The 24740-nt window shown below is 64.6% G+C and carries 17 protein-coding genes; 9 read left to right on the top strand and 8 right to left on the bottom strand.

What is annotated here, in order from left to right; genetic code table 11:
* Nucleotides 1–4: 4 nt before the first annotated feature.
* The gene (locus SJY41_RS07980; protein WP_380780614.1) at nucleotides 5–1522 is read right to left on the bottom strand and encodes a DHA2 family efflux MFS transporter permease subunit; all 1518 of its coding nucleotides are present in this window, start codon (nucleotides 1520–1522) and stop codon (nucleotides 5–7) included.
* Nucleotides 1519–2679: an HlyD family secretion protein gene (locus SJY41_RS07975; protein WP_380780612.1), complete on the bottom strand. Its 1161-nt coding sequence runs from the start codon at nucleotides 2677–2679 to the stop codon at nucleotides 1519–1521. The genes SJY41_RS07980 and SJY41_RS07975 overlap by 4 nt, the downstream gene beginning before the upstream one ends.
* Nucleotides 2680–2971: 292 nt before the next feature.
* Here SJY41_RS07975 and SJY41_RS07970 point away from each other — a divergent pair, with 292 nt between their 5' ends.
* Both SJY41_RS07970 and SJY41_RS07965 read left to right on the top strand, forming a co-directional pair.
* Nucleotides 2972–3523, top strand: coding sequence for a YkgJ family cysteine cluster protein (locus SJY41_RS07970; RefSeq protein ID WP_380780610.1), 552 nt, complete (start codon nucleotides 2972–2974; stop codon nucleotides 3521–3523).
* A gap of 233 nt (nucleotides 3524–3756) precedes the next feature.
* On the top strand, nucleotides 3757–5898 hold the full coding sequence (locus tag SJY41_RS07965) for a putative bifunctional diguanylate cyclase/phosphodiesterase (protein WP_380780609.1): 2142 nt from the start codon (nucleotides 3757–3759) through the stop codon (nucleotides 5896–5898).
* Between the two features lie 67 nt (nucleotides 5899–5965).
* Here the strand turns inward: SJY41_RS07965 and SJY41_RS07960 are convergent, their stop codons facing one another.
* Nucleotides 5966–8287, bottom strand: coding sequence for a GH92 family glycosyl hydrolase (locus SJY41_RS07960; RefSeq protein ID WP_380780607.1), 2322 nt, complete (start codon nucleotides 8285–8287; stop codon nucleotides 5966–5968).
* A 273-nt stretch (nucleotides 8288–8560) separates the two neighbouring features.
* Between SJY41_RS07960 and SJY41_RS07955 the strand changes: the two genes are divergently transcribed.
* Nucleotides 8561–8860: a hypothetical protein gene (locus SJY41_RS07955; RefSeq protein ID WP_380780606.1), complete on the top strand. Its 300-nt coding sequence runs from the start codon at nucleotides 8561–8563 to the stop codon at nucleotides 8858–8860.
* Nucleotides 8861–9024: 164 nt separating this feature from the next.
* The gene (locus tag SJY41_RS07950; protein WP_380780604.1) at nucleotides 9025–9321 is read left to right on the top strand and encodes a hypothetical protein; all 297 of its coding nucleotides are present in this window, start codon (nucleotides 9025–9027) and stop codon (nucleotides 9319–9321) included.
* A gap of 57 nt (nucleotides 9322–9378) precedes the next feature.
* Here the strand turns inward: SJY41_RS07950 and SJY41_RS07945 are convergent, their stop codons facing one another.
* The gene (locus SJY41_RS07945) at nucleotides 9379–9882 is read right to left on the bottom strand and encodes a peptide-methionine (S)-S-oxide reductase (RefSeq protein ID WP_380780602.1); all 504 of its coding nucleotides are present in this window, start codon (nucleotides 9880–9882) and stop codon (nucleotides 9379–9381) included.
* 163 nt (nucleotides 9883–10045) lie between these two features.
* Here SJY41_RS07945 and dinB point away from each other — a divergent pair, with 163 nt between their 5' ends.
* Entirely contained in the window at nucleotides 10046–11140 is a 1095-nt protein-coding gene (dinB, locus tag SJY41_RS07940) for a DNA polymerase IV (protein WP_380784085.1), read from the top strand.
* On the top strand, nucleotides 11137–11718 hold the full coding sequence (locus tag SJY41_RS07935) for an alpha-ketoglutarate-dependent dioxygenase AlkB (RefSeq protein ID WP_380780599.1): 582 nt from the start codon (nucleotides 11137–11139) through the stop codon (nucleotides 11716–11718). Before dinB ends, SJY41_RS07935 begins: the two co-directional genes overlap by 4 nt.
* Nucleotides 11719–11802: 84 nt before the next feature.
* Here the strand turns inward: SJY41_RS07935 and SJY41_RS07930 are convergent, their stop codons facing one another.
* Together SJY41_RS07930 and SJY41_RS07925 are read right to left on the bottom strand one after the other, a co-directional pair.
* Complete coding sequence (locus SJY41_RS07930; protein ID WP_380780597.1) at nucleotides 11803–15000, bottom strand: diguanylate cyclase; 3198 nt, start codon at nucleotides 14998–15000, stop codon at nucleotides 11803–11805.
* 165 nt (nucleotides 15001–15165) lie between these two features.
* Entirely contained in the window at nucleotides 15166–15612 is a 447-nt protein-coding gene (locus SJY41_RS07925) for a hypothetical protein (protein ID WP_380780595.1), read from the bottom strand.
* A gap of 100 nt (nucleotides 15613–15712) precedes the next feature.
* Between SJY41_RS07925 and SJY41_RS07920 the strand changes: the two genes are divergently transcribed.
* Nucleotides 15713–16189: a GAF domain-containing protein gene (locus SJY41_RS07920; RefSeq protein WP_380780594.1), complete on the top strand. Its 477-nt coding sequence runs from the start codon at nucleotides 15713–15715 to the stop codon at nucleotides 16187–16189.
* Between the two features lie 75 nt (nucleotides 16190–16264).
* Here SJY41_RS07920 and SJY41_RS07915 read toward each other — a convergent pair whose 3' ends face one another.
* Together SJY41_RS07915 and SJY41_RS07910 are read right to left on the bottom strand one after the other, a co-directional pair.
* Complete coding sequence (locus SJY41_RS07915) at nucleotides 16265–17836, bottom strand: glycoside hydrolase family 28 protein (RefSeq protein ID WP_380780592.1); 1572 nt, start codon at nucleotides 17834–17836, stop codon at nucleotides 16265–16267.
* 25 nt (nucleotides 17837–17861) lie between these two features.
* Nucleotides 17862–21017: a TonB-dependent receptor domain-containing protein gene (locus SJY41_RS07910; protein WP_380780590.1), complete on the bottom strand. Its 3156-nt coding sequence runs from the start codon at nucleotides 21015–21017 to the stop codon at nucleotides 17862–17864.
* 336 nt (nucleotides 21018–21353) lie between these two features.
* Between SJY41_RS07910 and SJY41_RS07905 the strand changes: the two genes are divergently transcribed.
* Together SJY41_RS07905 and SJY41_RS07900 are read left to right on the top strand one after the other, a co-directional pair.
* Entirely contained in the window at nucleotides 21354–22958 is a 1605-nt protein-coding gene (locus SJY41_RS07905; protein ID WP_380780588.1) for a glycoside hydrolase 43 family protein, read from the top strand.
* Nucleotides 22955–24520, top strand: coding sequence for an alpha-L-rhamnosidase (locus tag SJY41_RS07900; protein ID WP_380780586.1), 1566 nt, complete (start codon nucleotides 22955–22957; stop codon nucleotides 24518–24520). Before SJY41_RS07905 ends, SJY41_RS07900 begins: the two co-directional genes overlap by 4 nt.
* Nucleotides 24521–24740: the final 220 nt, after the last annotated feature.

Raw genomic sequence — 24740 nt, 5'->3', positions numbered from 1 at the left:
CGGGTCAGTCCATGTGGAGGGTCGGCCCTGCGTCCGCGCCGGCGCGGGGGCCACGCATCAACAGCAGGAGCGGGATCACCGCGAGGGTCAGGATGAACAGCAGCCAGAAGGCGTCGACATACGACACCATCGATGCCTGCCGATTGATCTGCGCGTTGAGCGCGGCGACCGCGCTCGGCAGGTCGAAGTCGAAGCCTTGAGCCATTGCCGGATTGTCGGGCCGGATGCCCTCGACCAGACGCGAATGGACGGTCGCGCCGTTGCGGATCGTCAGCGCCTGCAACACCGAGATGCCGACCGCGGAGCCGATATTGCGGGTCAGCGTGAACATCGCCGCGCCTTCGTTGCGGTATTTGGGATCGAGCGTCGCGAACGCGATCGTCGTCAGCGGCACGAAGACGAGGCCGGTGCCGAGCCCTTGCACGAACCCCGACAGGATCACGAGGTTCTCGTTCATGCCGAGCGAGAAGCCCGACATGACGTAGAGCGAGTACGCCGCGATCGCGAACCCGATGAGGATCAGCAGCCGCGCATCGACGGTCTTGATCAGGCGACCGACGAGCATCATCGACAACAAGGTGCCGACCCCGCGCGGCGCGGTGACCAGACCGGTCAGCACCACCGGATAGCCCATTAGCGTCTCCAGCATCGTCGGCAGCAGCGCGAGCACGCCGAACAATACGGTGCCTAGGAAGAACCCGAAGATCGACCCGGTCAGGAAGTTGCGGTCCTTGAACATGCCGATGTCGATGAACGGCTTCTTCGCGGTCAGCGTGTGGACGACGAAGAGATAGCCGAAGAACAGCCCCATCGCGCCCTCGATGCAGATCTCGAGCGAGCTGAACCAGTCCTTGGTCTGGCCGCGATCGAGCATCAGCTGGATCGAGCCGATCGCCAGTGCGAGCATCGCGAAGCCGAACAGGTCGAGCCGGGGCCGCGCGGCATCCTTGGTCTCGGTCAGGAAGGCGGACAGCCCGGCGAACGCAAGCAGGCCGATCGGCAGGTTGATGTAGAACACCCAGCGCCACGACAGATTGTCGGTCAGCCAACCGCCCAGCGCCGGGCCGACGATCGGCCCCAGGATCGCGCCCATGCCCCAGACCGCCATGGCTGGGCCGTGGCGTTCAGGTGGGTTGATGTCGAGAAGGATCGCTTGGCTCATCGGCACGAGGGCAGCGCCGAACACGCCTTGGAGCAGGCGGAACCCGACCAGCTCGCCGAGGCTGTTGGCGACTCCGCAGAGCCCCGAGACGACGGTGAAGCCGACGATCGACCACAGCATCAGCCGCTTGCGTCCGAACCGCCCGGCGAGCCAGCCGGTCAGCGGGGTCATGATCGCCGCGGCGACGATGTACGAGGTCAGGACCCAGGTGATCTCCTCGCCCGACGCCGATACGCTACCCTGGATATGCGGCAGCGCGACGTTGGCGATCGTGCTGTCGAGCGAATTCATGACGGTTGCCGCCATGACCGATGCGGTGATGAACCGGCGCGCGGTCGGCTCCGGATAGGCGCCGGTCATCGGCCGCCCGCCGCCCCCTCGTGCGTCGCTGCACCGAACAAATGCCGCGTATAGCCGGTGTCGACTTCGACCTCGACGCTGAGACCGGCGTGAAGCGGGAGGTCCCTGGGCAGCGCGTCGATGCTGAACTCGATCGGCAGGCGCTGGACGACCTTGACCCAGTTGCCGGTCGCGTTCTCGGCCGGGAGCAGCGAGAAACTGTTGCCGGTGCCGGGGCTGAAGCTGGCGACCCGGCCGGTGAGCTTCAAATCCGGGAAGGCGTCGACACGGAAGGTGGCGCGCTGGCCGATCCGCATGTGATTGAGCTGGTCTTCCTTGAAATTGCCTTCGACCCACAGCCGCGTGCCGGCGAGCGTGAACACTGGCTTCGATGCGGAGACATAGCTGCCGACCTGCAACTGGTTGACCTTGGTGACGATGCCGGCCTGCGCCGCGCGGACGACGGTATAGCCGAGATTGAGCGTGGCCCGCTCCAGTGCCGCCTGCGCACGCTGGACGCCGGGTTGGCGTTCGGTCGGCGCGGTGACGCTGCCGGTCAGGGTGGCCGCGACACCCGCGTTCTGCTGGACCGACGTCTGGATCTGCTGGCGGGCGGTCTGCGCGGCAAGCACCGCCTGGTCATATTGGTTCTGCGACGAGATACCCTCGGCAAGCAGCGATTTCTGCCGGGCGGCCTCGCGGTCCGCATAAGCGAGCTTGTCGCGACCGGCCTGGAGCGACGCTTCGCCTTCGCGGTAGCTGGCGCGGAGCGACGAGACCTGCGCACGGGCGTTGGCGAGTTCGGCGGCGGCTTCGTCGACGGCGGCTTGGTACGGCGCCGGATCGATCCGGAACAGGACGTCGCCGGCCTTCACGCGCTGGTTGTTGACGACCGCGATCGCGACGACCGGTCCGCTGACGCTGGCACTGACGGGGACGAGACCCGACTGGATATAGCCGTTGTCGGTCTCCTGATACCGGCCGCCGCTGAGGTAGAAGAACAGGCCGAGGACGACCGCGACGATCGGTGCCGCGAGCAGCAACGGCGTGCGCAACCGGCGTCGACGCGGGGAGGGGGTATCGACACCCTGCACGATCGGCGCGGGCTCGGTCACTGGTACCGACTGTTCAAGTCCCGTGTCAGCGCCCGAACGGCGTGCTTCGTTATCCAAGCTCATGATTCCCGACGTTTGTCTTAAGGCCGTACTGCTCGCAGCCGTGCTCCAGAGCGCTAGCAGGCTCGAAGTCGGACCGTCGGTAGCATCAGCTGTTTGGTGCAGCAATGCTTACGTATATATTTCGTAAGGGCGGGGGGGGACGTCATACGGGTCGAGCCACGCTGCTTCCATCGATACCAACGCGAAGTGGCGCGGGAAGCGCCGAGCCCCGGCACCTGTTGCAGGCGGCGGAACGCAGCGTGGATCGGCCTCGGGTCTTGTTTTCCAATCGGCGGAGGGGCACCGGACGTGGATGCACACGAAGCCCGACGTGGAGACCATTTTACTGGGACCGGTCCTCGCCGACCGCGCCTGCGGCGATTGCACGGCATGCTGCACCGTGCTCACCGTGGATACGCCCGATTTCACCAAACCTGCGGGAACACCCTGCGCCAACCTTTCCGCGGGCGGGTGCCGCATCCATGCCGTACGCCCCCACATCTGCCGTACATGGTTCTGCGCTTGGCGGCGGGTCGCGGCCATGCCGGATGCGGCGCGGCCCGATCGGTCCGGTCTCATCGTGTCGTTGAATTTCGTCAGCGAGCCGCAAAACTGTCTCGAAGGCGTCTCGATCAACGTCCGTGCGCTCCCCGGCAGCGAAGCGATACAGAATGGCATGGCCGCTGCGGTGCTCGACACCCTGTGCGATCAACTGGTCCCGGTCTGGTTCAGCGACGGGTCCAGGAAGATGCTCATGCATCCCGAAGACGACGTCGCCCGCCTCGTCATCTCGGGAGATGCTCCACCCGCGCATCTGCAGGAGGAAGTGCGGGCATGGCGCGAGAAGTACAGCGCATTCGTCTGAGACGCCCGGACGGGTAGGCGAGCATCAATACGCGTTGGCCATCTCCATCTGCTTTGGCATGTGCTCCACCCCGTAATGGTTTGGTTACGTTTCATTAGGCGCGACCCCCGATCAACGGTTCACGTGCAGCAACGCACGGTGGTCGGAGAGACGCAGGTTTGGATCAGCTGGGGTATCACGGCTTCAGGGCTGACGAGAACGGGGAGGGGTCGCGAGACCCTGTTTCCGAAGACATGTTGCCGGCCGAAGACACGGCGACGGACATCCTTCCCCCTCCTTCACCAGGAGACCTCCCCGACGAACGTGACGAAGACGCTCGGTACGCGGTGGATCTTAGTCCCCAGATAAACTGGACGGCCACGCCCGAGGGCAGGGTCGAACGTGTCAGCCGTCGATGGGCCGAGATGACCGGAACGGACCCCGGCGCAGCGCTCGGAGATCAGTGGATCACAAAGCTCCACCCCGACGATGTCGCAGATACGACGAAAGCCTGGAATATATCGGTAGAGACGAAATCGCCGATCGACGTCGAGTATCGGCTGGCGACGTGCGCCACCGGGTATCGATGGGTTCGTGCGCGTGCCGTGGCTCGGCTGGACGTCTCGGGGCAGGTGGTTCGCTGGTATGGCACGCTCGAGGATGTCCACGACCGCAAGGTTGCCGAGCACGCGCTGCGCGATAGCGAAGAGCGGTTCCGGCTGGCCGCTCAGGCGGCGGGTATCGGTATCTGGGACTATAATGCCTTCGACGATCGGCGCGAATGGTCGGAAGAGTTCAAGGCGATGCTTGGCCTGCCTGTCGACGCGATACCGTCGATCGATATCGCGCTGTCCTGCGTGGTGCCGGACGATCGCTCGAAGCTGCTGGCCCTAATCGGTGCGGTTCGCGCAGGTCATAGCGGTTACCGGTTCGAAACGATGGTGCGCATTCGGCGCACCGACACCGGCGAAGAACGGTGGATGAAGACCGCCGGCTGGCGGATCGAGGCGCCGTTGGGCCGGTTGCACCGTGTCCTGGTGACGATACGCGACGTGACCGAGGAGCGCAGCGTCGAAGACCGGATCCGATGGGCTGCCGATCACGACGGGATGACGCGCCTGCCCAACCGGACGGCGTTCGTAAACCGACTGGAGCACGCGATCGCCGCTGCCGTTCGCCAGAGCACGCACGTCGCGCTGGTGTTGTTCGATGTCGATCATTTGAAGGAAACCAACGATACCATCGGGCATGACGCTGGCGATTTGCTCCTCCAGACCCTGGCGGACCGGCTCACCCAATTTTTCGGCAAGCGCGGCACCGTCGGTCGGCTCGGCGGTGATGAATTCGCCGCGATCCTCGAACTGACCGACGAAGACGTCATGGTCGTCAAGGTCCACGCGGCGCTGGATGCATTGCGCGAGCCATTCACGTATGAAGGGCGCATCGTCGATTGCCAGGCGACAGCCGGCGGGTCGGTGTTTCCGCAGCACGGCGCCGATGCCGCAGAACTTCTGAAGGCCGCCGACATCGCGCTTTATGCCGCAAAGGCCAGCAATCGCGGCGGGTTGCGGACTTTCAGACCGGCGATGCGCGCGGATCTTCAGAGACGGTCCTCGATGATCAGCGTCGCACGCGACGCCGCGCGCGAAGATCGGATCGTGCCGTATTATCAGCCGAAGGTCTCGCTGCACGACAACGCGATCTGTGGTTTCGAAGCGCTATTGCGCTGGAGGCACCCCACTCTGGGTCTCCAGGCGCCGGGAACCATCGCCGCCGCATTCGAAGACCTGGACCTTGCGACGAGCATAAGCGAGCGGATGCTGACCCAGATCGTCGGCGATATGCGGCGCTGGCTCGATGACGGCGTTGAATTCGGGCGGATCGCGGTGAACTTGTCGCCCGCAGAGTTCCGGCACGAGTCTCTCGTCTCGCGCGTTCTCGAACGCTTGTATCGCGCCGGGATCGCGACGTCCCGTATCGAACTCGAGGTGACCGAAACGGTATTTCTGGGTCGAGGTGCGGATTCGGTTGCGCAGGCGCTGAACGCCTTCAGCCGCGAGGGTGTGAAGATCGCGCTCGACGATTTCGGTACGGGGTACGCCTCGCTGACGCACCTCAAGGCGTTTCCGGTCGACGTCATCAAAATCGACCGCAGCTTCGTCAGCAGCCTGGATACGAGCCCGAACGATGCCGCGATCATCGACGCGGTCGTCGGGCTTGGCCACAAACTCGGTATGGAAGTTGTCGCCGAGGGCGTGGAAACCGAAATTCAGGCCAAATATCTGCTCGATCGGGGGTGCCATTATGGACAGGGGTATCTGTTCGGCAGGGCCGGCCCGTCTGCAACCGTCCCCTCCATGCTGGCCGGCCAGAAGGAGATGAAGCTCTTTTCCTAGTCCGACCCGACCGCCTAGGTTGGACAGTCGTCATTTGCAGTCGGATGCTGGCGACCAAGTCTTCGGATCACCGCGTAAGGCTGCTCGAAAACGGCCGATCTGCCGGGCTAGCTGCCCATGCCGTGTTCGGCGTCGACTGCATGGCAAAGCGCAACTCGCCGCCGGCCATGATCTGGTCATGCCGCAGATACGCGTGGGTTACCGGTGAACCGTTCAAGCTGACCGACCCGATGTAGGGATGACGGTCGTCGAGCTGGTCCGCGACGATGGTCAAGCGCTTGCCATTGGGCAGCGTCAGAACTGCATGATCGACGAATGGCCGACCGATCACATATTCCAGACTGCCGGGCGTGACCGGGTAGAAACCCAGCGCCGTGAAGACGAGCCAGGCGGACATCTGCCCGAGGTCGTCATTCCCGGACAGACCTTCCGGTGTCGGATGATATTGGCTGTCGACGATCTGTTTCAGTCGAGCCTGGGTGCGCCACGGCGCGCCGGCATAGTCGTAGAGATACGCGACGTGATGGCTGGGCTCGTTGCCGTGGATGTACTGGCCGATCAGCCCGGCAATGTCCTCGGCATGGCTGTAGTCCAGTTTCGAGTTGTCGTAATCGAACATCGCATCGAGCTTGGCGATGGTCGCGGCATCGCCGCCCAGCGCGCCGATCAATGCCGCCTGATCCTGCGGCACGAACCAGCTATACTGCCAGGCATTGCCCTCGGTGTAATCCGAGCCGTAATTTATAGCGGTGGGGTCGAACGGGATGCGGAAGCTTCCGTCTGCCTTACGCGCGCGGACGAAGCCCGTCTTCGCGTCGAAGCTGTTCTGCCAGTTGCGCGCGCGTTTCTCGAACGTCACGGCGACGTCGTCACGCCCCATGGCCCGCGCCATGCGTGCAATCGTCCAGTCGTCATAGGCGTATTCGACGGTCTTTGACGCGGCTTCGGGCTCGCGGTCGATCGGCACGTAGCCAAGCTTCATATAGTCGCCGAGACCGCCATACGGCGCATAGGTCGCGCTCGCGACCATCGCGTCGAGCGCGGCGTTCGCGTCGAACCCTCGAATGCCTTTCAGATACGCATCCGCGATGACCGCGGCAGCGTGATAGCCGATCATGGTCCAGGTCTCGCGGCCCTGGAACTGCCATACCGGCAGGATGCCGTCGGGGCTGTTCTCACGGCTTGCGACGAGGGAGCGTACGACGTCGTTCGTGGTGCTGGCCGGTTGAACCAATGTCAGCAGCGGGTGTTCGGCGCGAAACGTATCCCATAGCGAGAAGGTCGAGCGGAACGTGTAGCCGGTCGCGTGATGCACTTGATTGTCGGGACCACGATACCGGCCGTCGGCGTCTCCGGCGACCGATGGCGCCAGCAGGCTGTGGTACAGCGCGGTGGCGACGCTCTTCTGCATGCCGACCGAACCATCGAGCTTGAGCACGCCGAGCGCGCTGCGCCATGCTGCCGTCGTGCGGGAGCGAATGGCGTCGAAGTCGCCGGGTTCGCTGGCGAGATTGGCGACCGCGCCTGCCTGATCGACCGACGAGATCGCGATCTTCACCTCGAGCGGCCGCGTCATTGTACCGAAGTCGAGCCGCGCGACGAGCGCACGTCCCCCGCGTTCGGTCACCTCGTCGGTCCCGCGCCCCGGACCCTGGAAGCCGCGGTAAGCGACGTCCTTCTCGGTGCTGACGAAAGCGTGCCCGGTCAGCGGTGCAGAGAAGCGCATCGCGAAATAGAGCTTGCGATCCGGCGCCCAACCGCGGGTTTCGCGTTCACCGACGAGCGTGCCGTCGGGCATCACGCGGAGCGTCGACCACAAGACCTTGCCGGGATAATTGTAGAGCGACGACCGCATGTCGAGCACCAGGTGCGCGGTCTTGCCGGGCGCGAAGGTATAGCGATGCACACCGATACGCGTACCCGCGGTCATCTCGGCGCGAATACCGGGATCGGCAAGGGTGACAGCGTAATAGCCGGGTTTGGCGACTTCGCTCGCGTGGCTGAACCGCGAGCGATATCCCGGCCCGGACTTGGCCGCATCGCCCGGCTCCAGCGGCACGATATCGCCCGATACCGGCATCACCAGGAAATCGCCGAGATCGGAATGCCCGGCGCCCGAAAAATGGGTGGTCGAGAAGCCCTCGATGGTCGGATCGGAGTAACGGTATCCGGCCGCCCATTTGTAGCTGTCGCGAATCACATGGCCGGTATCGGTATCGGGGCTGAGCTGCACCATGCCGAACGGTGCGACCGCGCCGGGGAAGGTGTGCCCTTCGCCTCCCGTGCCGATCATCGGATCGACCTGGTCGAAGGTTGATTGTGCGGCGAGCGGCGTCGCGGCGAACGCCGCGATTACGGTCAGCAACTTCGGTAGGCGGGCGATGATCATGATCCGCTTAGAGCATTGCTGCGCGCCCGGTGGAAGTCGGCAGCGCAATCTCAGTTGGACGCGAGGACCAAGCGCGCTTTGTTTTTCGTTGTCACGTGCGCAATCCCGTACGCCGATAGCATACCATGACGCCGCCTGCGCTGCGGCGTCATGCGTCACCGGGGCAGGGTCATCAGAGAAGTGAACCTGCGAGTCGCTCGATGGCCTTCATGATATGCTTTTCGACCGCGCTCGGCGCGGCTCGAGACAAAGGCGATCGGTGGGTCCACCGACGTGTCGGACGTCAGTTGGGTCACGCCGACGGTCGGGCTGTCGACGGCGACCTTCGTGCCGGTCTCTGCGGGACATAGCTGGCAGAACGTCGCCGCGGCTGGTTCGACTATCGGTGTGAAGGGAGCGATCGTCGCCACCAAGACACTGGCACTGACGGCCGCGGAGCTCTTCCGAAACCCGTCGGAGATCGCGTCCGCAAAGGCGGAGTTCGAGACGCGGAGAGGGCCGAACTTCATCTACAAGGCGATGCTCGGCGATCGCAAGCCGCCGCTCGATTATCGTAAGACCAAGACGGAGTGACGCGGCAGCGCATCTGGTTTCGGCGGACCGACGGCCATGTCCGGGGTTCGCCGCCACCCTCATGGGTACGGACAACTTGTTGATCGGGAGCCGAAAAAAGTCGCGAAACTGGCGGGAGAATATGGTTGTCTCGTGGGTTCTAGGACCAGCTAGAGGAGATCGACATGGCGACCGAACAGCCGAACGTTGCACCCGACGATACCAAGCCAGAGCCGAACGACGCCGACACCGCGGCAACGGTTCTGGACGATGCGCAGATGGACAGGACGCCCGGCTGTGGCGGGTTGGGGGGCGCCGATGCCGCGGATCGTCTCAGCGGGTCGGGAAGGACCAGCGGCGGGCAAACGCCGAACAGTCCGATCGACGTTCCCGTCCCGCACGGCGACGGTGACCCGGTACGCGAAGCGCAGCTTCGGTCGCTGAACGACGGACCGCCGGAAACGCATGGAAATGCAGGCTGACGTCTGACCGTACCGCTGGGTAAAACCAGTCGACACCGCCCCGTCTGGCGATATCGCTCAGCCCGAATCGCGTGTCGTTGCCGGTAGCGCGATGTCCGCGAAATGCCGCCTGATATAGTCGAGTTTCGGGTCGATATAGCGGCGGCAGAATGGCCTGTCCGGGGCGGTCCGGTAGTAGTTCTGGTAACGCGCGTCCGAAGGCCGGAAACCGAGCAACGGCAGCACCATCGTTCTCGCCGGTCCGTTCGTGTCTCCCGCGAACGCGGCGATCGTCTGCGCGGCTTCCTCGCGTTGATCAGCGCCCAAAACGTAGACCGCGCTGCGATACCGGCCGCCCGGCGAGTAGATCCCGCTCGCTGAATGCGTTCGCAGATGAACCTCGGCTAAGGTTCGCAGACTGATGATCGCGGGATCGAAATGCACCACGACGCCTTCCGCCCATGAGTCGGAGGGGACTTCGGACTGAATGAAGCCCTGCTCGACCTGATCGACGCCTCGTAGCGCTTGGAAGACGCCCTCGGTGCACCAATGGCACCCGCCGCCAAAACCGATCTTTTCCACAGCTAAACTCCCGGGCCGGTCGAACCATACTCCGTCCCATCGGTGATATGGTCATGCGGCATGCGGCTTTTAATGATCGGTTGCGGATGGTTTTCCGATGGCAACACATCCGAGCAGCGCGTTCGACGTTCCCTTTTCGTTCGGGTTGCGCTATGGCTTGGCGATGGTCGCCGAGCCCATCCGCAAGATCATTCACGTCGATATGGACGCGTTCTTCGCGTCCGTGGAGCAGCGGGACGATCCAGCGTTGCGCGGCCTGCCGGTTGCGGTCGGCCATCCCGGTGCCAGGGGCGTTGTAGCGGCAGCCAGCTACGAAGCGCGCGAATACGGGGTGAAGTCCGCCTTGCCCTCGGTGACGGCGCTGCGACGCTGTCCGAACCTGATCTTCGTGCCGCCTCGGTTCGAAGTCTATCAGCAGGTGTCGCGGCAAATCCATGCGGTGTTCGGGCGCTATACCGATCTGATCCAGCCGCTTTCGCTCGACGAGGCGTATCTCGACGTCACCGGTAACAAGGCGGGCCTGCCGACCGCTTGGATCACCGCCAAGGCGATCCGCGCGGACATATTGCGCGCGACCGGACTGACGGCATCGGCCGGGATCTCGTACAACAAGTTCCTGGCCAAGATCGCGTCCGATCACCGCAAGCCGAACGGGCAGTTCGCGGTCACGCCGGACATGGGGGCGGCGTGGGTCGAGACACTGCCGGTCGGAAAGTTCTACGGGGTCGGTCCGGTGACCGCAGCCAAGATGAAGCGGCTCGGTATCGAGACCGGGGCCGACCTTCGCGCGCAATCACTGGATTTCCTGCGACGCCATTTTGGTAGCTCCGCCGAATGGTATTACGGCATCGCCCGGGCGCAGGATGAGCGCGCCGTCAATCCGAACCGCGTCCGCAAGTCGTCCGGATCGGAAACCACGTTCGACCGCGATCTGACCGACGAGAGCGAGATCGAGGCAGGCGTCTTGAACATGGCGGACGATGTGTGGAGCTGGTGCGAACGCCGTCAGGCGTTTGGTCGCACGGTCACCGTGAAGATCAAATATGCCGATTTCCAGCAGGTTACCCGCAGCCGTAGCCAGCCAATCGTCGTGATGACCCGAGAGCATTTGCGGCAGGCCGCCGTCGATCTCGTGCGCTCGGTATTTCCCGCCGCCAAGGGCATCAGGCTGGTTGGCGTCACGGTTTCGAACTTTGCCGAGGTGCCCGAGCGAGACGGCGGGCAATTGGCGATCTTCGCAGAGCCCGTGGCGGCATGATGCTCGACCTGTTCGATACGCCGCGCCTGCCAGGCCTGGGAACGCAACCCGACATCGTCGATCGCGACGAGGAGCGGATGCTGATCGAGCAGATCGATGCGACCGGTCCCACGCCGTTCAAGTTCCAGGGCTGGACGGGCAAGCGTCTCACCACCTCATTCGGCTGGGCTTATGACTTCGAGGCGGGGCGTCCGGTTGCCGCGGCGCCGCTTCCCGAATGGCTGTTGCCGATCCGGGACCGCGCGGCACGCTTTGCCGGACTGGATTCGACCCTGCTGATCCAGGCCCTGTTGATCCGGTATGATCCCGGCGCGGGGATCGGCTGGCATCGCGATCGGCCGGTCTACGAGGATGTCATCGGTATCTCGCTCGGCGAACCTGCAACGATGCGCTTCAGGCGTCGACGCGAGGATGGTTTCGAACGGGCCTCGGCGCCACTCGATCCGCGCGCCGCGTATCATCTCAGCGGTCCCGCTCGCCATGATTGGGAACACAGCATAATCGCGATGGAACGACCGCGGTGGTCGATCACATTCCGCAGTCTGTCGGCGATCGGGCGACGGACATTGGCGCGGTAGCCTGCACGGGTTTGCGAATGTCGCGGTGCGGCTTCAAAAATGCCATCTGCTACGGGACAGGGATCGCCTGCCTTTGGATCCCGGCTAACTCAGGACGACCGTCGCGAGCGGTTCGACGGAGAGATACGCCTGACTGGCGGACACAACGCTCTGGAGCGGGATACCATCGTCGTTCGCACTTTCAGGTATCCGGGCGAATTCTGTCTGAACACAGATCTCCACCCGGTTTCGCCCCATATTCTTGGCGGCATAGAGCGCGGCATCGGCGCGGGCGTAGAGACCGTCATAGTCCTCGCCGGCGCGAAGCTCGGCTATGCCGAAACTGGCGGTGACGCGTATCTCGCCGGCGTCGACCGGGACCCCGGTATCGCTGAGCGCCTGCCGTACCCGGTCGGCGAGCAGGCGCGCGCCCTGCGCCGTCGTGTGCGGCATCAGCAGCGCGAATTCCTCGCCGCCGATCCGTCCGAGGATATCGGTCGACCGCACATGCTGCTGCAGCAGGGACCCGGCAGCCGCCAGCACGGCATCGCCGCCGGGGTGACCCCAAACGTCGTTGATGCCCTTGAAATTGTCGAGATCGAGCACCGCGAGGCTGAGCGACATATCGTGGCGGGCCGCGAGCAGGATCATCTCGTTGGCACGCTCGAGGAGATGACGTCGGTTCGCGCAGCCGGTCAGCACGTCGCTCTGGGCGAGTTGCGTCAGCCGATCGTTGGCCGCGCTGAGATCGATGGTTCGTTCCACGATCTGGCGCTCGAGTTCCCTTTGCCGTCGGCGAAGATGGGCTGTTCGCCATCGGACCAGCGCCAGGATCGCCAGCACCAGCAGCGCGACCAGCGCCAGCCGGAACCAGAGGTGCTGATACCAGGCCGGCAGCACGCTGATCCGCAACGCCAGCGTCCGCTCCGTCCATAGTCCTTCGCGGTTGGACCCGCGCAGTCGCAGCGTGTAGTCGCCCGCCGGCAGGTTCGTGTACGCCGCCAACCGCCGGCTCGGATCGGTTTCGGTCCAGTGCTCGTCGAACCCGTCCAGCCGATAGGCGAAGCGGTTGTGCTCGGGTGCGGTGAAGTCCAGTGCGGAGAACTCGACGGTCAGGGTGTTCGTCTCGGGCGTGAGGACAAGCTGCGCGGGCATGCGCGCATCGTTGTACGGTCCGACCGGAACGGAGTTCTCGCCGACCCGCAAATCGGTGATCACGATCCTGGGTCGGAATCGCCAGGCCGGGGGCATGCCGGGGCGCACGATCGTGAACCCGTCCTTGGCGCCGAACAGGGCCTCGCCTGCAGCGGTCGAACCGCGTGCGCCGACGAAATAGTCCCGCAACACTCCGCCATCGGCTGGCCTCACCGCCCGGATCTTCATCGTGTTCGGGTCGATACGGGCAAGCCCGTCGTCCGTACCGGCCCAGAGAATGCCCATGCCGTCGAGCGAGAGGCTGTCGACATTGAAATGCGGCAGGCCATCGGCCACGCCGAAGCGGCGGAACCGCAACCGGCCGCGAGCGTCACGTCCGGTCGTGACTGCAAGCCCGCCGCCAAACGTGCCGACCCATAGCCGTCCTGCTCGATCGAACTGCAACGACGAGACGAAACCGGCCGGCAGGGCGTGTGGATCGGCTTGGTCGGACGGGATCGCCTCGATCCTGTGGGTGACCAGGTCGATCCGGTTGAGCCCGTCCCGGGTGCCGACCCATATATCGCGGTGTGTACCGCGCAGCAGCAAGTTGACGTTAGGGTTGGTCAGCTTCGCCGTATCCAAAGGCGTGAAGACGGTCCTGTCGGTTGCCTGCACCGTCTCGCCCGGCACGATACCCCAGATCCCGTCATATTCGCCGCCGACCCATAACACGCCGGCGTCGTAGAGCAGCGCGTTGACTGGATTGTGCGGATCGCGGCCCTTCGGCGCAAGCAACCGGACTTGCTGCGCCGCCAGGTTCGAGACGTAGAGACCGCGGCGGGTACCGATAAAGACTCTGCCACCAGGTCCTTCGACCATGGAGAATACGGTCTCCTGCGGAAGGGATCTGTCCGGTGACGCTCGGCTGGGTCGCAGCGCCGCGATTTTGCCGCGGAGGGGGTCGATCACGTCGACCCCGCCGTCGATATACCCGATCCAGACATGGCCGTCATGCGTCGCGAGGATCGACACGACATCGCTTGCGCTCATCGCCCCAGGGCGCTGTTGCGCACCGAAGACGGTAGTGATCAGACCGGAAGTGCGAGGGCGATAGCTCAGTCCGCCGGTGCCCCCGACCCACATCGAGCCCGCGTCGTCGCGCAGCAGGGCCCAGACGTCGTCGTGCGCGAGGCTGGTCGGCACGGTCCGGTCATGCTGGATAAGCGTTGTCGAGCCTGTCGACGTGTCGACAGACACGAGGCCGGAACTGCGGAGTGCGGCCCATATCTCATGCGGTCCGGCCGCGCGGATCGCGGAGACCGCGCTGGGCGGCAGGTGCGCGTTTGCGCCGATCGGTCTGGGGGCGGCATTCGGCCGGTCGATCACGAACAGACCGTTCCGGACCGTACCGATCCACAGGCGACCGTCCTCGCCCTCGAACAGCGCCGACACGCCCCGCATGCCGTCCCCGAGCGGTATGGGCACGAACACCGCCGCTTCCGCTGTGCGGCGGGCCAGTCCCGTTGCCGTGCCGACCCAGAGCGTTCCCGATCGATCGCGCAGCGCCGCCTGAGCGCGGCCGGCTGGCAATCCCCGTGCGCCGCTGTGCACGACGCCTACCAATCGCCCGTTGGCATTCAGATGGCGGAGCCCGTCGTCGGTCCCGATCCACAGCCCCCCGGCGCCATCATCGACGATCGCCGCGACATGGATCTGGCCCGGCTTCAGGTCCAGCCGTACCGGATCGAACTTGTCGCGGACGGGATCATACCGCGCAAGCCGGCCGGACGTGGTGCCCACCCAGAGCCGGCCGGCCAAATCGACGTGGAGCGTCTGGATCCAGGTGTCGGGCAGGCTGCCCGGCGCGGACGGATCGGCCTTGTATGCCTTGAAGCGATAGCCGTCCCACCGCGCGAGACCGCCTTGCGTGCCGACCCAGATGAAGCCGTCATGCCCCTGGACCAATGCGGTCGCGACCGGATGCGGCATGCCCTGGTCGTGGCCGTAATTACGAAACACGGTGGAGGCGAGGCCGGTCCAGCGCTCCGCGGCATCGGCGGGAACACTGGCAAGGCTCCATAGCAATCCACAGGCCAGCCACCCGCTAAAGGCCCGCCGGGCAATCAGGGCAGGGCGGAACCATCCACGACTGGCCAGGCGTATCATTCCAACCGACAGCCTACATGTTCGATACGCGTGCTAACGCTGCACGGAGCGCCGATCTGACTGAAATTCGGTCGGTCGATAGTCATTACGCCTAAATAACGAGCTGTAGTTAACAAACTTGGCAGGTCTTTAGTTCGATACGTATTCGCCGATTCTTGGCACCGCTTACTTGTATGGGCCGATGTACTCAGTGTCGAAGTGCAACCCGGCGAGCGGCGCTAGACCCTCGATGTTGTGCGGTACGTCATCAGATCGCGGTCGGTAAGTCGCTGAAGAAGGGACCTTTCGTTTGGCGGCTTCGACTCTCGCGCCGTTAGCGCAAAGATCACCGTCTTCTTGGAACGACGAAAGGCCGACGAAGCGCCGCATGGCATGGCACTTATCGACGCGTCGCCCGTTGCGCCTGCCTAGGCCGGGAGACGAGCGTTGACCAAAGATCGTATTGTTGCCGTAGGCCTGCTGACTCAGCGCGACCTGGATGTCCTGGGCACGGGCTTCCATCGGCTGTTCTCCGTCGACGACGACGACGCGTTTGCCGATCTGATTGCGCAGCTCGACAGGATCGACGCAATAACGCCAGATCCGGATGCGCCGATCACGATCAAGCAGCATCTTCGACAGCCGAGGTAGCAGGCGAGCGATACGGCCGTTGGCCGAAGCTTGGTTATTCCACTAATATCCCGCTAAGGTGCTGGAACTGGGGGGGTAGCCTATGCTTGATCAAATCGTGAGCAGCGTAACGGAGGATGGCCAGGATGATGGCATCCGCACGATCCTGGCCGAAGTCGCCGCTTTGACGGGTATGGGCTTCGTTGCAGTGGCCCGGGTTACCGACACGCGTTGGGTTGCTTGCCAAGTGCTCGATCAGATCGATTTCGGCATGTCTCCCGGTGATGAGCTGCGCGTTTCGACGACGATCTGCAGCGACATTCGTGAATCCGGCAACGCCGTGGTGGTGGACGACGTCTCGTCCAATCAACGGTGGCTGACCCACCCGGCGCCGCTGCTCTACGGGTTCAAGAGCTATGCATCGTTCCCTGTCGTTCTGGCCGACGGGTCGTTCTATGGAACGCTCTGCGCGATCGATCCCCATCCGCGTCTCCTGAACGTGCCTGGCGTCATATCGACGTTGCAGGCATGCGCAGCACGCGTCGCGGCGATCTTGTCGGCGCGTTTGCAGGCGGGTTAATGCCGGCGGTTCGACCGACGGCAAGTCGGTGGCGCAGTCGTTCGCGGTGAACGCCGCCTGCCGGGCGTCGTGATCTTATACGGTGCCGGTGAACGGGCCCGCGATCGTGCGGTCTGGGACCGAACGGCTGCCGAAGCTGCGAAATCCGGTGACGCCGCGCAGCGAGAACCCGATTCCCGCCGGCACCTTGATCCGGAACGCGTCCGCATCGGCGACATCGTCCAAAACAAACGCTGGCCGGGGATCGGCGGCCGCGACGGCGATCTCGATATTGCTCAGTTCGAGATTGCGCGCATGCCGGACGAACAGACCGGTGGCGGGCAAGTCGCCGAACATCGTCGCCTCGGGATAGCCGAGTTCCTCCTCGGGCGGCTGCAGTCGTGCCATCGCAGCCGTCGCGCCGCCGACATGATGCAGGTAGACGTCACTGATCCGGACGTCCTCGACGGGATGCCCGGCAAGGCCGGCGATCACCGATGGCAGCAACGTCGCGTTCGAACTGACGATGTTCTGGATGAGAATGCGCCGCATCGTGCCGATCGGCCGTCCCTGCGGCCCGCGCATCCGTTTGCCGACCCGCAGGAACAGCGGTGCATCGACGATCCCGCGCATCGTGATGTTGCTGACGACGACATCCTCGATCATGGCGCCGTCGACCGTTTCGAAGGCGAGGCCGCGGCTGTCCTCGAATATGCAGTTGGTGACAGCGATGTTGCGGAAACCGCCATTCGTCTCGGTACCGAATTTTATCCGGCCATGGATCGTCTTGGCGAACGACGGCGGCATCTTCTGCCAGCTGCCGTCGATCACCGATCCGATCCGGTAGTTGCCGGTGACCAGGCAGTTGGCGATGGTCAGGTTCTCGGTGATCCGGGGTTCGCCGAGCGCATAGCTGCTCTTCGGGCAGATGGCATCGTCATAGGGCGCGTTGACGGTGCAGTTGCTCACCCGCACGTTGCGGCAGCAGTCGATGTCGAAGCCGTCGCGATTGGTATCGACCAGCAGATTGTCGATCGTCAGATTGTCGACGCCCGTGGCGAGCAGCGCAAACCAGCCGCCTTCCAGGATCTTGAAGTCGCGCAGCAGGACGTTGCGGCAGTTCTTCAGCGCGATGGCCTTGTTGCCGGTGCCGGGCCCGTTCGCGTCCTTCAGCCAATTGTCCTTGCCGTCGCCGCGCCCCAGACCCTTGCCCCAGATGAGCCCCATGCCGATGATGGCGATGTCGTGCAGTCCCTCGCCCCAGATCAGGCTGTTCTTCCAGTGGCTGTGGCCGAAATCCTGGAACGCGTCGTACGCATTGGGCTCGGCATGATCGTAGCCGGTCGTGCTGTTGGGTGCGGCGGCAAGGATCGTTGCGCCATTGTCGAGATGTAGCGTCACGCGGCTCTTCAGGCGGATCGTGTAGCATGCATAGGTGCCGGCCGGCACGTGGACGGTGCCGCCACCGCGCGCCGCCGCAGCCTCGATCGCGCGATTGATCGCGGGCGAGTCGATCGTCGTGCCGTCACCGACCGCGCCATGGTGGCGGACGTCGACCCAGCCCCCGGAAACCTCCGGTCCGCCGGGCCCCCCCCGACCCGCGGTAGCGCCGGAGAGCGCGGCGATGCCGGCGCCCCCCATGATGATCGAACGGCGGTCCAAGGTCATTTACGTCACTCCGGTCGACGTCAGATCAGAACTTCAGCGTGGCACCCAGGAAGAACTCGGTCCCGAGTACGTCATAGGTCGCCGCGAAGGTGTTCGCGCTCGGTCCCTGGGTAGTGATCGGCGGGTTGTTGTTGAAGACGTTGTTGGCGCCGCCGAACACCTCCACGCCCTTGGCGAGATCATAGCTGAACGAGACGTCGAAATAATTCTCGTCGCCGAGCTTGGGGAACGAGATGCTGTCGAGTGTCGGCGTCGCGGCCGAGCCCTGGCGCAGCGGCACGACGAAGCGATCGGTCGTGACCGGGCCTATGTAGCGATGCCGTACGCTGAGGCTGAGATCGTCGATCGTCCAGGTCAATCGCGATGTCCCGCGCCAGCGCGGCAGCGGCTGCCCGCAGGTCGGACCGAACGATCCGGCGCACTTGTTCTGGATGTTGGGGAAGGCGGCGACCGGGGTCGAGGTGAACTCCGCCAGCCAGGTATAGTTGGTACCGAATTCGAGCTTGCTGCTGCTGCCGAAGCCCGGCAACCCGAAGCCCAGATCGAAGCGATAGCGTGCCGCGAAGTCGACCCCGGATGTCTTCAGCGATCCCGTGTTCGCATTGAGGATGCGCGCGACATAGGGGTCGTTGATCTCGCCGGTCGTGGGATTGCGCGCGATCGCCCGGCAGAACTCGCTGCTCGCGTCCTGCAGCACGGTGTAGCAGAGATTGAACGTGTTCTGCAGCCCGCCACCGAGCGACGACACCGCGCCGTCGAGGGTGATGTTGAAATAGTCGACGCTGAGGAACAGCCCCGGCACCATGCGCGGCGTGATGACTGCACCGACCGTGTAGGTATCCGAGCGTTCCGCGCCGAGCGAGCTATTGCCGCCGAAATCGGCCGGGATGATCGTGTTGGGCTGCACCACCGAGGTAAAGACGTTGGCCGCTGGCACGCCGGTCGCGACGCACACTGCGCGCACCGCCGCCGTCTGCTGCGAGACCGGCGCACGGATCGAGCAGGGATCGGTCGCGACGCCGACGACGCGGGTGACGCCACCGAACAGTTCGGACACGTTGGGCGCGCGGATCGCGCGCTGATACTGGCCGCGAAAGGCGAGATCGCGGCTCACGCGCCAGTCGAGCCCGCCGAGATAGGTCCACACTCCGCCGATGCCGCCAAGGCTATACTTGGAATAGCGGAACGCGCCGTTGGCGACGAGGCTGTCGATGAACGGCGTGTCGTGGATCAGCGGCACGCGGACCTCGCCGAACACCTCCTTCACATTGACGCTGCCGCGCGTCGGCAGGCCGGGGTTGAAGCCCGCCACGTCGCCCGACGACAGGAACGCGTCGGGCGAATATTGCGCGCTCGTCTTGCGCCACTCATAGCCATAGGAGAAGCCGACCGGCCCGGCCGGAAGCTTGAACACATTGCCGGTCAGGCTGCCCTGCGCGACCTGTTGCGAGGCGACCGTCGTGTTGACCGCGCTGATCGCGATCGCCGATGCGCAGGCCGTACTGATGTTCTGCCCGAAGATATTGCAGACGGGTGCCGCACCGCCGGCCGACAACAGGCTCGCCTGCAGCCGGCTGCGCGAGATCGCGTTGTCGAGCGTCAACGTGTCCTTGCTGCGCGCATAGGTGTAATAGACGTCGTATTTCAGGTCGGTCAGGAAGTTTTCGGACACGTCGCCGAGCGCGCCGCGAAACCCCCACGCACCACGAAAGACGTTACGCTGCTCGCTCGCGAGACGCGGGCCGACCTCGACATAGCGACGCCCGGCGGTCAGCACCGCGAGCCCGTCGCCGCGTACCGTCGTGCGGCTGGTGGTGCCGCTCGTCACGGTCGTCGTACCGGTCTCTGCCAGGTCGAGCTGGTTGAGCACGCCCTGCAGCTGCGGCGTCAGATAGGGATTGTTGACATTGAACAGCGTCGGCGAACCGACATTGGTCGGTGCGAGACGCGCATCGACCGTGTTCCGGCTGTAATGCAGCTCGGTATAGGCCGTGATCGCGTCGCTGAAATCATAATGCGCGAAGCCGTTGGCCATCCATCGCTTCATCGGCTGAATCAGGTAATTGTCGGGGCCGAGGTTGAAATCGTCCTGCGGCGTGATCTGCGGCCGCGCGGCGGTGCCGCCGTCGTTGAAGGTGAAGCCGCGGCTCGTCAACTGGTTGAGGCCGGCCGCGGCATAGGCGGTGTTGAGCGCCGTATTGGCGCCGCCGAACGCCGGGATGCCCGAGAAGCGGCCGTTGGGAATGTCGCCGCTGCCGCCTGCGACGAAGCCGAGCGCGCCGCCGCCAGCGACGCAGCCGAGACCGCTGGCGGGTGTGAACGGGATGCCCTTGCCGTTGGCGCTGACGCTGTCGCGCGTCACGCAGCCGTCGTTGAGCGAGTCATAGGCGAAGTTGCCGCGCTGACCGCGGGTAATGGCGCCGCGCTTCAGATAGTTGCCCGCGACGACGATGTTGCCCTTGCCGTCGCCGAAATTGGTGCCGGCGGTCAGATCGATATTGTAGACCGGCGTGCCGGTCGGGCGATCGATATTGACCTGCGAGCGCGCCTCGACGCCCGAGAAGTCGTCTCGGATGATGAAGTTGACGACGCCGGTGATCGCGTCGGATCCATAGACCGCCGACGACCCGCCGGTGACGATCTCGGTCCGCTCGACCAGACTCGACGGGATCGTGTTGAGATCGGTGACCTGTTCGGGGCCGAAGATCGCGAAGCGGCGGCCGTTGACCAGCACCAGGTTGCGCGTCGATCCGAAGCCGCGAAGATTGACGTCGGCATAGCCGCCGGGAACCGTATTCGAGGTCGCGCCGCCGAGCTGCGATCCAACCGCCTGCGGGATCTGCGACAGCGTGCGCTCGACATTGACGTTGCCGGACAGCTTGATGTCCTGGGCATCGACGACGCTGACCGGCGTGGAGGCGTCAAAGCCGGTGCGGGCGATGCGTGATCCGGTGACGACGATATCGGTATTGGTGGCAGGATCGCCGTCAGCATTCGGGATGGCTGCCGCGTTGACCTGGCCCGTGCCGGGCAGGGCCTGCGCCGCTGCGTCGGACGGCGTCGTCGCTGCGCCCGGCTGCGGCGCGGTCTGCGCACCGGCGGGCTGAATCGCAAGTCCGAATGAAGCGAGCATCGTTCCGCACAAGATGCGCGTACGACGGCGTTGGACCGAGTCCTTCATGCAATCCTCCCTGTTCGACCACGGCCGTGTGCGGCTGTTGGTCCCTGATTACTGACGGTTTGGCCCGCCTTGTCTGTTGCACAACTGCACGTCTTGGTGTCATATTGTGGGATGGACTATTATAGACTAGAGCATTTATGTCAAGCGGTAGCGATACCACCAGGAGCCCTTTTGTATCGATCGCTTCATGTACTATTATTCTGACAACTATGGTTGAGACGACGACGCAGGCAATCGCCTGCTTGGTATCTACGAAATTCCGATGACAGCGCCGCGATAGCGCTATCGAAACAAGTCGTCGGGCCAGCCGGCGCGGATGCGGCAAGGGAGATGGAGATGCACGCATGGACGGTCGTGACAATGCTTGCGCTGGGCCTTGCCATCGCGCCGCATAACGTCGCCTTGGCGAAGGAAACCTACCAGAACCCGATTCTCTATGCCGACTATTCGGACCCGGACATCATCCGGGTCGGCGACACCTATTACATGGTCGCGTCGAGTTTCCACTTCTCGCCGGGTATCCCGATCCTGCGATCGCGCGATCTCGTCCACTGGACGATCGCCGGCCATGTCCTTCCGCGTCTTCCGTTCGCACCCGAATACGACATGCCCGGTCCGCATACGCTGACCGACGCTGTGTCAAAGCCGGTCGGCGGTACGCGCTATGCCGGCGGCGTCTGGGCACCCTCGATCCGGTTTCATGCCGGCCGCTTCTACGTCTATTTCGCGACCCCCGACGAAGGGATATTCATGGCCAGTGCCGCCCATGTGGAGGGGCCGTGGGACGCGCCGGTCAAAGTCATCGATCACCCCAAACTCGAGGATCCTTGTCCGTTCTGGGACGATGATGGCACCGCCTGGCTGGTGCATTCGCGGCACGGGGCTGGACCGCTGATCCTCCACCGCATGTCGCCCGACGGTCGGCGCGTTCTCGACGGCGGAACCGTGATCGTCGAGGACAAGGCGCGGTTGCCGATCCTGGAAGGGCCCAAGCTCTACAAGCGCAACGGCTATTACTACATCCTCGCGCCGTTCGGTGGGGTCGAGAAGGGCGCGCAGGTCGCGCTGCGGTCGCGCACGATCACCGGTCCCTATGAACAGCGCGTGGTGCTCAGCCAAGGCACGACCGCGCTGGCAGGTCCGCACCAGGGCGGTTGGGTCGAGACACCGTCGGGGCAGGGGTGGTTCGTGCATTTCAACAGTACGGGGGCGTTCGGACGGATCACCTATCTGGAACCGCTGGTGTGGAAGGACGACTGGCCGCTGATCGGCACGCCGATCGCCGATGGCACCGGCGGCCAACCGGTCGCGCGGTTTGCCCTGCCTGAGACGGGCAGCCGACCCACGACGGATACCCTGCAGGAATCCGATGCGTTCTCCAGTGCCCGGCTCGGCGTGCAGTGGGAATGGAACCACAATTCGGACGACAGCCGCTGGAGCCTGACCGCGCGTCCCGGGTATCTCCGGCTTGGCGCGGGGTCCGCCGAGCATCTGGTGACCGCGCGCAACACGCTTACGCAGATCCTGCAGGGGCCGCGTGCGCGCATCACGACCCGCATCGATCCGGCAGGAATGCGTGACGGCCAACGTGCAGGCCTGTCGTTGTTCGGTGTCGGTCCGAGCTGGATCGGGCTGGTCGATGACGCCGGTCGGCGTCGCGTGACGCTCGCGGTAAAGGGTGTGGAGACCGGCGGACCGGTGTTCACGGGCCGGACGATCGACCTGCGCGCCGACGTTGGCCCCGACCAGACGGTCCGTTACAGCTACAGCGACGATGGCGGCGCCTCGTTCCGGTCGATGGGCGACGCCATTCCCCTCGCGCGCTTCTCTTGGTGGAAGGGCTCGCGTCCTGCGCTGTTCAGTTTCACGAAGGGGACCAAGGGTGGGTCGGTCGATGTCGACTGGGTCCGGGTCGAACATCCGCAAGGGGGGGAACGATGATGGACCGCCGCTTCTTCCTCGCTGCCAGCGCCTCCGGTGCCGCGGCGCTTGCGCTGCCCGCAAGCGCCGCGGCGAGCGGCGCGCCGCGGTTCAAGACCGCCAACGCACGCTGGCAAGCGGCGTACGACAAGGCGCTCACGGTGCTTGCCGGCAACGTCCGGGTCATGCCCTATATCGACCAGCCCGTGCTGATCGAGGGTTCGGTCTACCGCGGTATCTGGCAGGAATGTGGCCCGCACGAGGCACTCGTGTACCGCAAATTCCGCGCCGACGTCGCGCGCGACAGCCATCTCACCTTTTTCGATCTGCAACGCGCGGACGGGCAGTTGCCGGCGAACAACAAGGAAACCGAGACCGGGTTCGGCCAGATCCAGATGGTCGTGCCGATCGCCGCCACTGCCTGGGAACTTGCCCGCGCCACCGGCGACGAGGCGCTGCTCCGAACCGCCTATGCCAGCGGATCGGCGTGGGACGGGTGGCTGATGCGGTATCGCAACACTAGGGGAACCGGGCTGGTCGAGGGCTTTTGCACCTATGATACCGGCCACGACAACAGCCCGCGCTGGCGCGGCATCCCGAACCAGTGCCCGAACAAGAACGCGAAGACGCATGCGCCGATCGCCTCGCTACCGCGGCTCTGTCCCGATCTTTCCGCCACCGTTTACGGCGGTCGCAAGGCGCTTGCCGCGATGGCGCTTGCCCTCGGGCGTAGCGACGAGGCCGATGCCTGGACCGAACGCGCGGAAAGGTTGCGCAAGGTGATCCTCGCGCGGCTCTGGTTCGCCGACGACGCTGCCTTCTACGATCGGGATGCGCAGGACCGTTTCGTTCGCATCCGCTCCGATATCCTGACCCGGATGTGCGGCGAGCATGTCCCCGACCAAGCGATGTTCGACCAGATATGGCAGCGCCAGCTGGGCAACCCGCAAGCGTTCTGGACGCGCTTCCCGCTACCGTCGATCGCTGCCGACGACCCCAGTTTCGTCCGGCCGATCGTTGCCAACAGCTGGGGTGGCCCCGCCCAGGCGCTGACCGCGCTGCGCGCCGGCCGCTGGTTCGATCACTATGGTCGTGCCGCCGAATTCACGACGATGATGAACCAATGGTGCGAGGCGATCCAGGCGGACATGAGTTTCCGCCAGCAGATCGATCCGGAGACCGGAGTATTCACTGCCGGTGCGGATGCGCCCGATTATTCGCCCTGTGCGCTCGTCATGGTCGATTATACCTGGCGGTTGATCGGCGTGCGCGACGAGAATGAGACGCTGGAATGGACGATACGGCCCGATCATGTCGCGGCCAGCGGTGCCACCCTGTCGATGCGGACCGACGGCAACGCCGAAGCGCGGATCGTCTATCGCATCGGGGGCGCCGACCTGACCTTGGACGCCCGTTCGATTGCCCGGATCACAGGTGGCAGCGCGCGGTTGGTCACCGACCGCCGCGGCGTCCCCAAATCACTGATCGGGGTCGACCCTGCGTTACAGCACGTCGTCCTGAAGATACCCGGTCGGCCTTCCCTGTCGGTCGATCTTCGAGCCAATCAGCAGGTTACGCTTTGACGTCGTCGCATACTAGCTGGTCTTGATACAACCATCGACCTCGGCCGTGTGCCACGCCAACCCACGCGGTCAGGATAAGCAAACAAGCGAGGAAGGGCAGGAGCCTGCGCATGGCTGATGGGCTGGCGGTTCTGAGGTCGGTGTAACGGAGCCGTTCAAGACGGGCTAGATGCGGTTTCGTGCACGAACGGATGAGAGCCGGGACGCGACTGAGACGCTT

The sequence above is a fragment of the Sphingomonas sp. R86520 genome (genome assembly GCF_042466285.1).
Lineage (GTDB): Bacteria > Pseudomonadota > Alphaproteobacteria > Sphingomonadales > Sphingomonadaceae > Sphingomonas.
Note: the sequence above shows the minus strand (reverse complement) of the source record. Positions and strands in the feature narration are given on the sequence as shown.

Bases quoted from the DNA above. Each gene is read 5' to 3' on its own strand.
- SJY41_RS07980 (WP_380780614.1), bottom strand. From the start codon at position 1,522: ATGACCGGCGCCTATCCGGAGCCGACCGCGCGCCGGTTCATCACCGCA.
- SJY41_RS07975 (WP_380780612.1), bottom strand. From the start codon at position 2,679: ATGAGCTTGGATAACGAAGCACGCCGTTCGGGCGCTGACACGGGACTT.
- SJY41_RS07970 (WP_380780610.1), top strand. From the start codon at position 2,972: ATGCACACGAAGCCCGACGTGGAGACCATTTTACTGGGACCGGTCCTC.
- SJY41_RS07965 (WP_380780609.1), top strand. From the start codon at position 3,757: ATGTTGCCGGCCGAAGACACGGCGACGGACATCCTTCCCCCTCCTTCA.
- SJY41_RS07960 (WP_380780607.1), bottom strand. From the start codon at position 8,287: ATGATCATCGCCCGCCTACCGAAGTTGCTGACCGTAATCGCGGCGTTC.
- SJY41_RS07950 (WP_380780604.1), top strand. From the start codon at position 9,025: ATGGCGACCGAACAGCCGAACGTTGCACCCGACGATACCAAGCCAGAG.
- dinB (WP_380784085.1), top strand. From the start codon at position 10,046: ATGGTCGCCGAGCCCATCCGCAAGATCATTCACGTCGATATGGACGCG.
- SJY41_RS07935 (WP_380780599.1), top strand. From the start codon at position 11,137: ATGATGCTCGACCTGTTCGATACGCCGCGCCTGCCAGGCCTGGGAACG.
- SJY41_RS07930 (WP_380780597.1), bottom strand. From the start codon at position 15,000: ATGATACGCCTGGCCAGTCGTGGATGGTTCCGCCCTGCCCTGATTGCC.
- SJY41_RS07925 (WP_380780595.1), bottom strand. From the start codon at position 15,612: ATGCTGCTTGATCGTGATCGGCGCATCCGGATCTGGCGTTATTGCGTC.
- SJY41_RS07920 (WP_380780594.1), top strand. From the start codon at position 15,713: ATGCTTGATCAAATCGTGAGCAGCGTAACGGAGGATGGCCAGGATGAT.
- SJY41_RS07915 (WP_380780592.1), bottom strand. From the start codon at position 17,836: ATGACCTTGGACCGCCGTTCGATCATCATGGGGGGCGCCGGCATCGCC.
- SJY41_RS07910 (WP_380780590.1), bottom strand. From the start codon at position 21,017: ATGAAGGACTCGGTCCAACGCCGTCGTACGCGCATCTTGTGCGGAACG.
- SJY41_RS07905 (WP_380780588.1), top strand. From the start codon at position 21,354: ATGCACGCATGGACGGTCGTGACAATGCTTGCGCTGGGCCTTGCCATC.
- SJY41_RS07900 (WP_380780586.1), top strand. From the start codon at position 22,955: ATGATGGACCGCCGCTTCTTCCTCGCTGCCAGCGCCTCCGGTGCCGCG.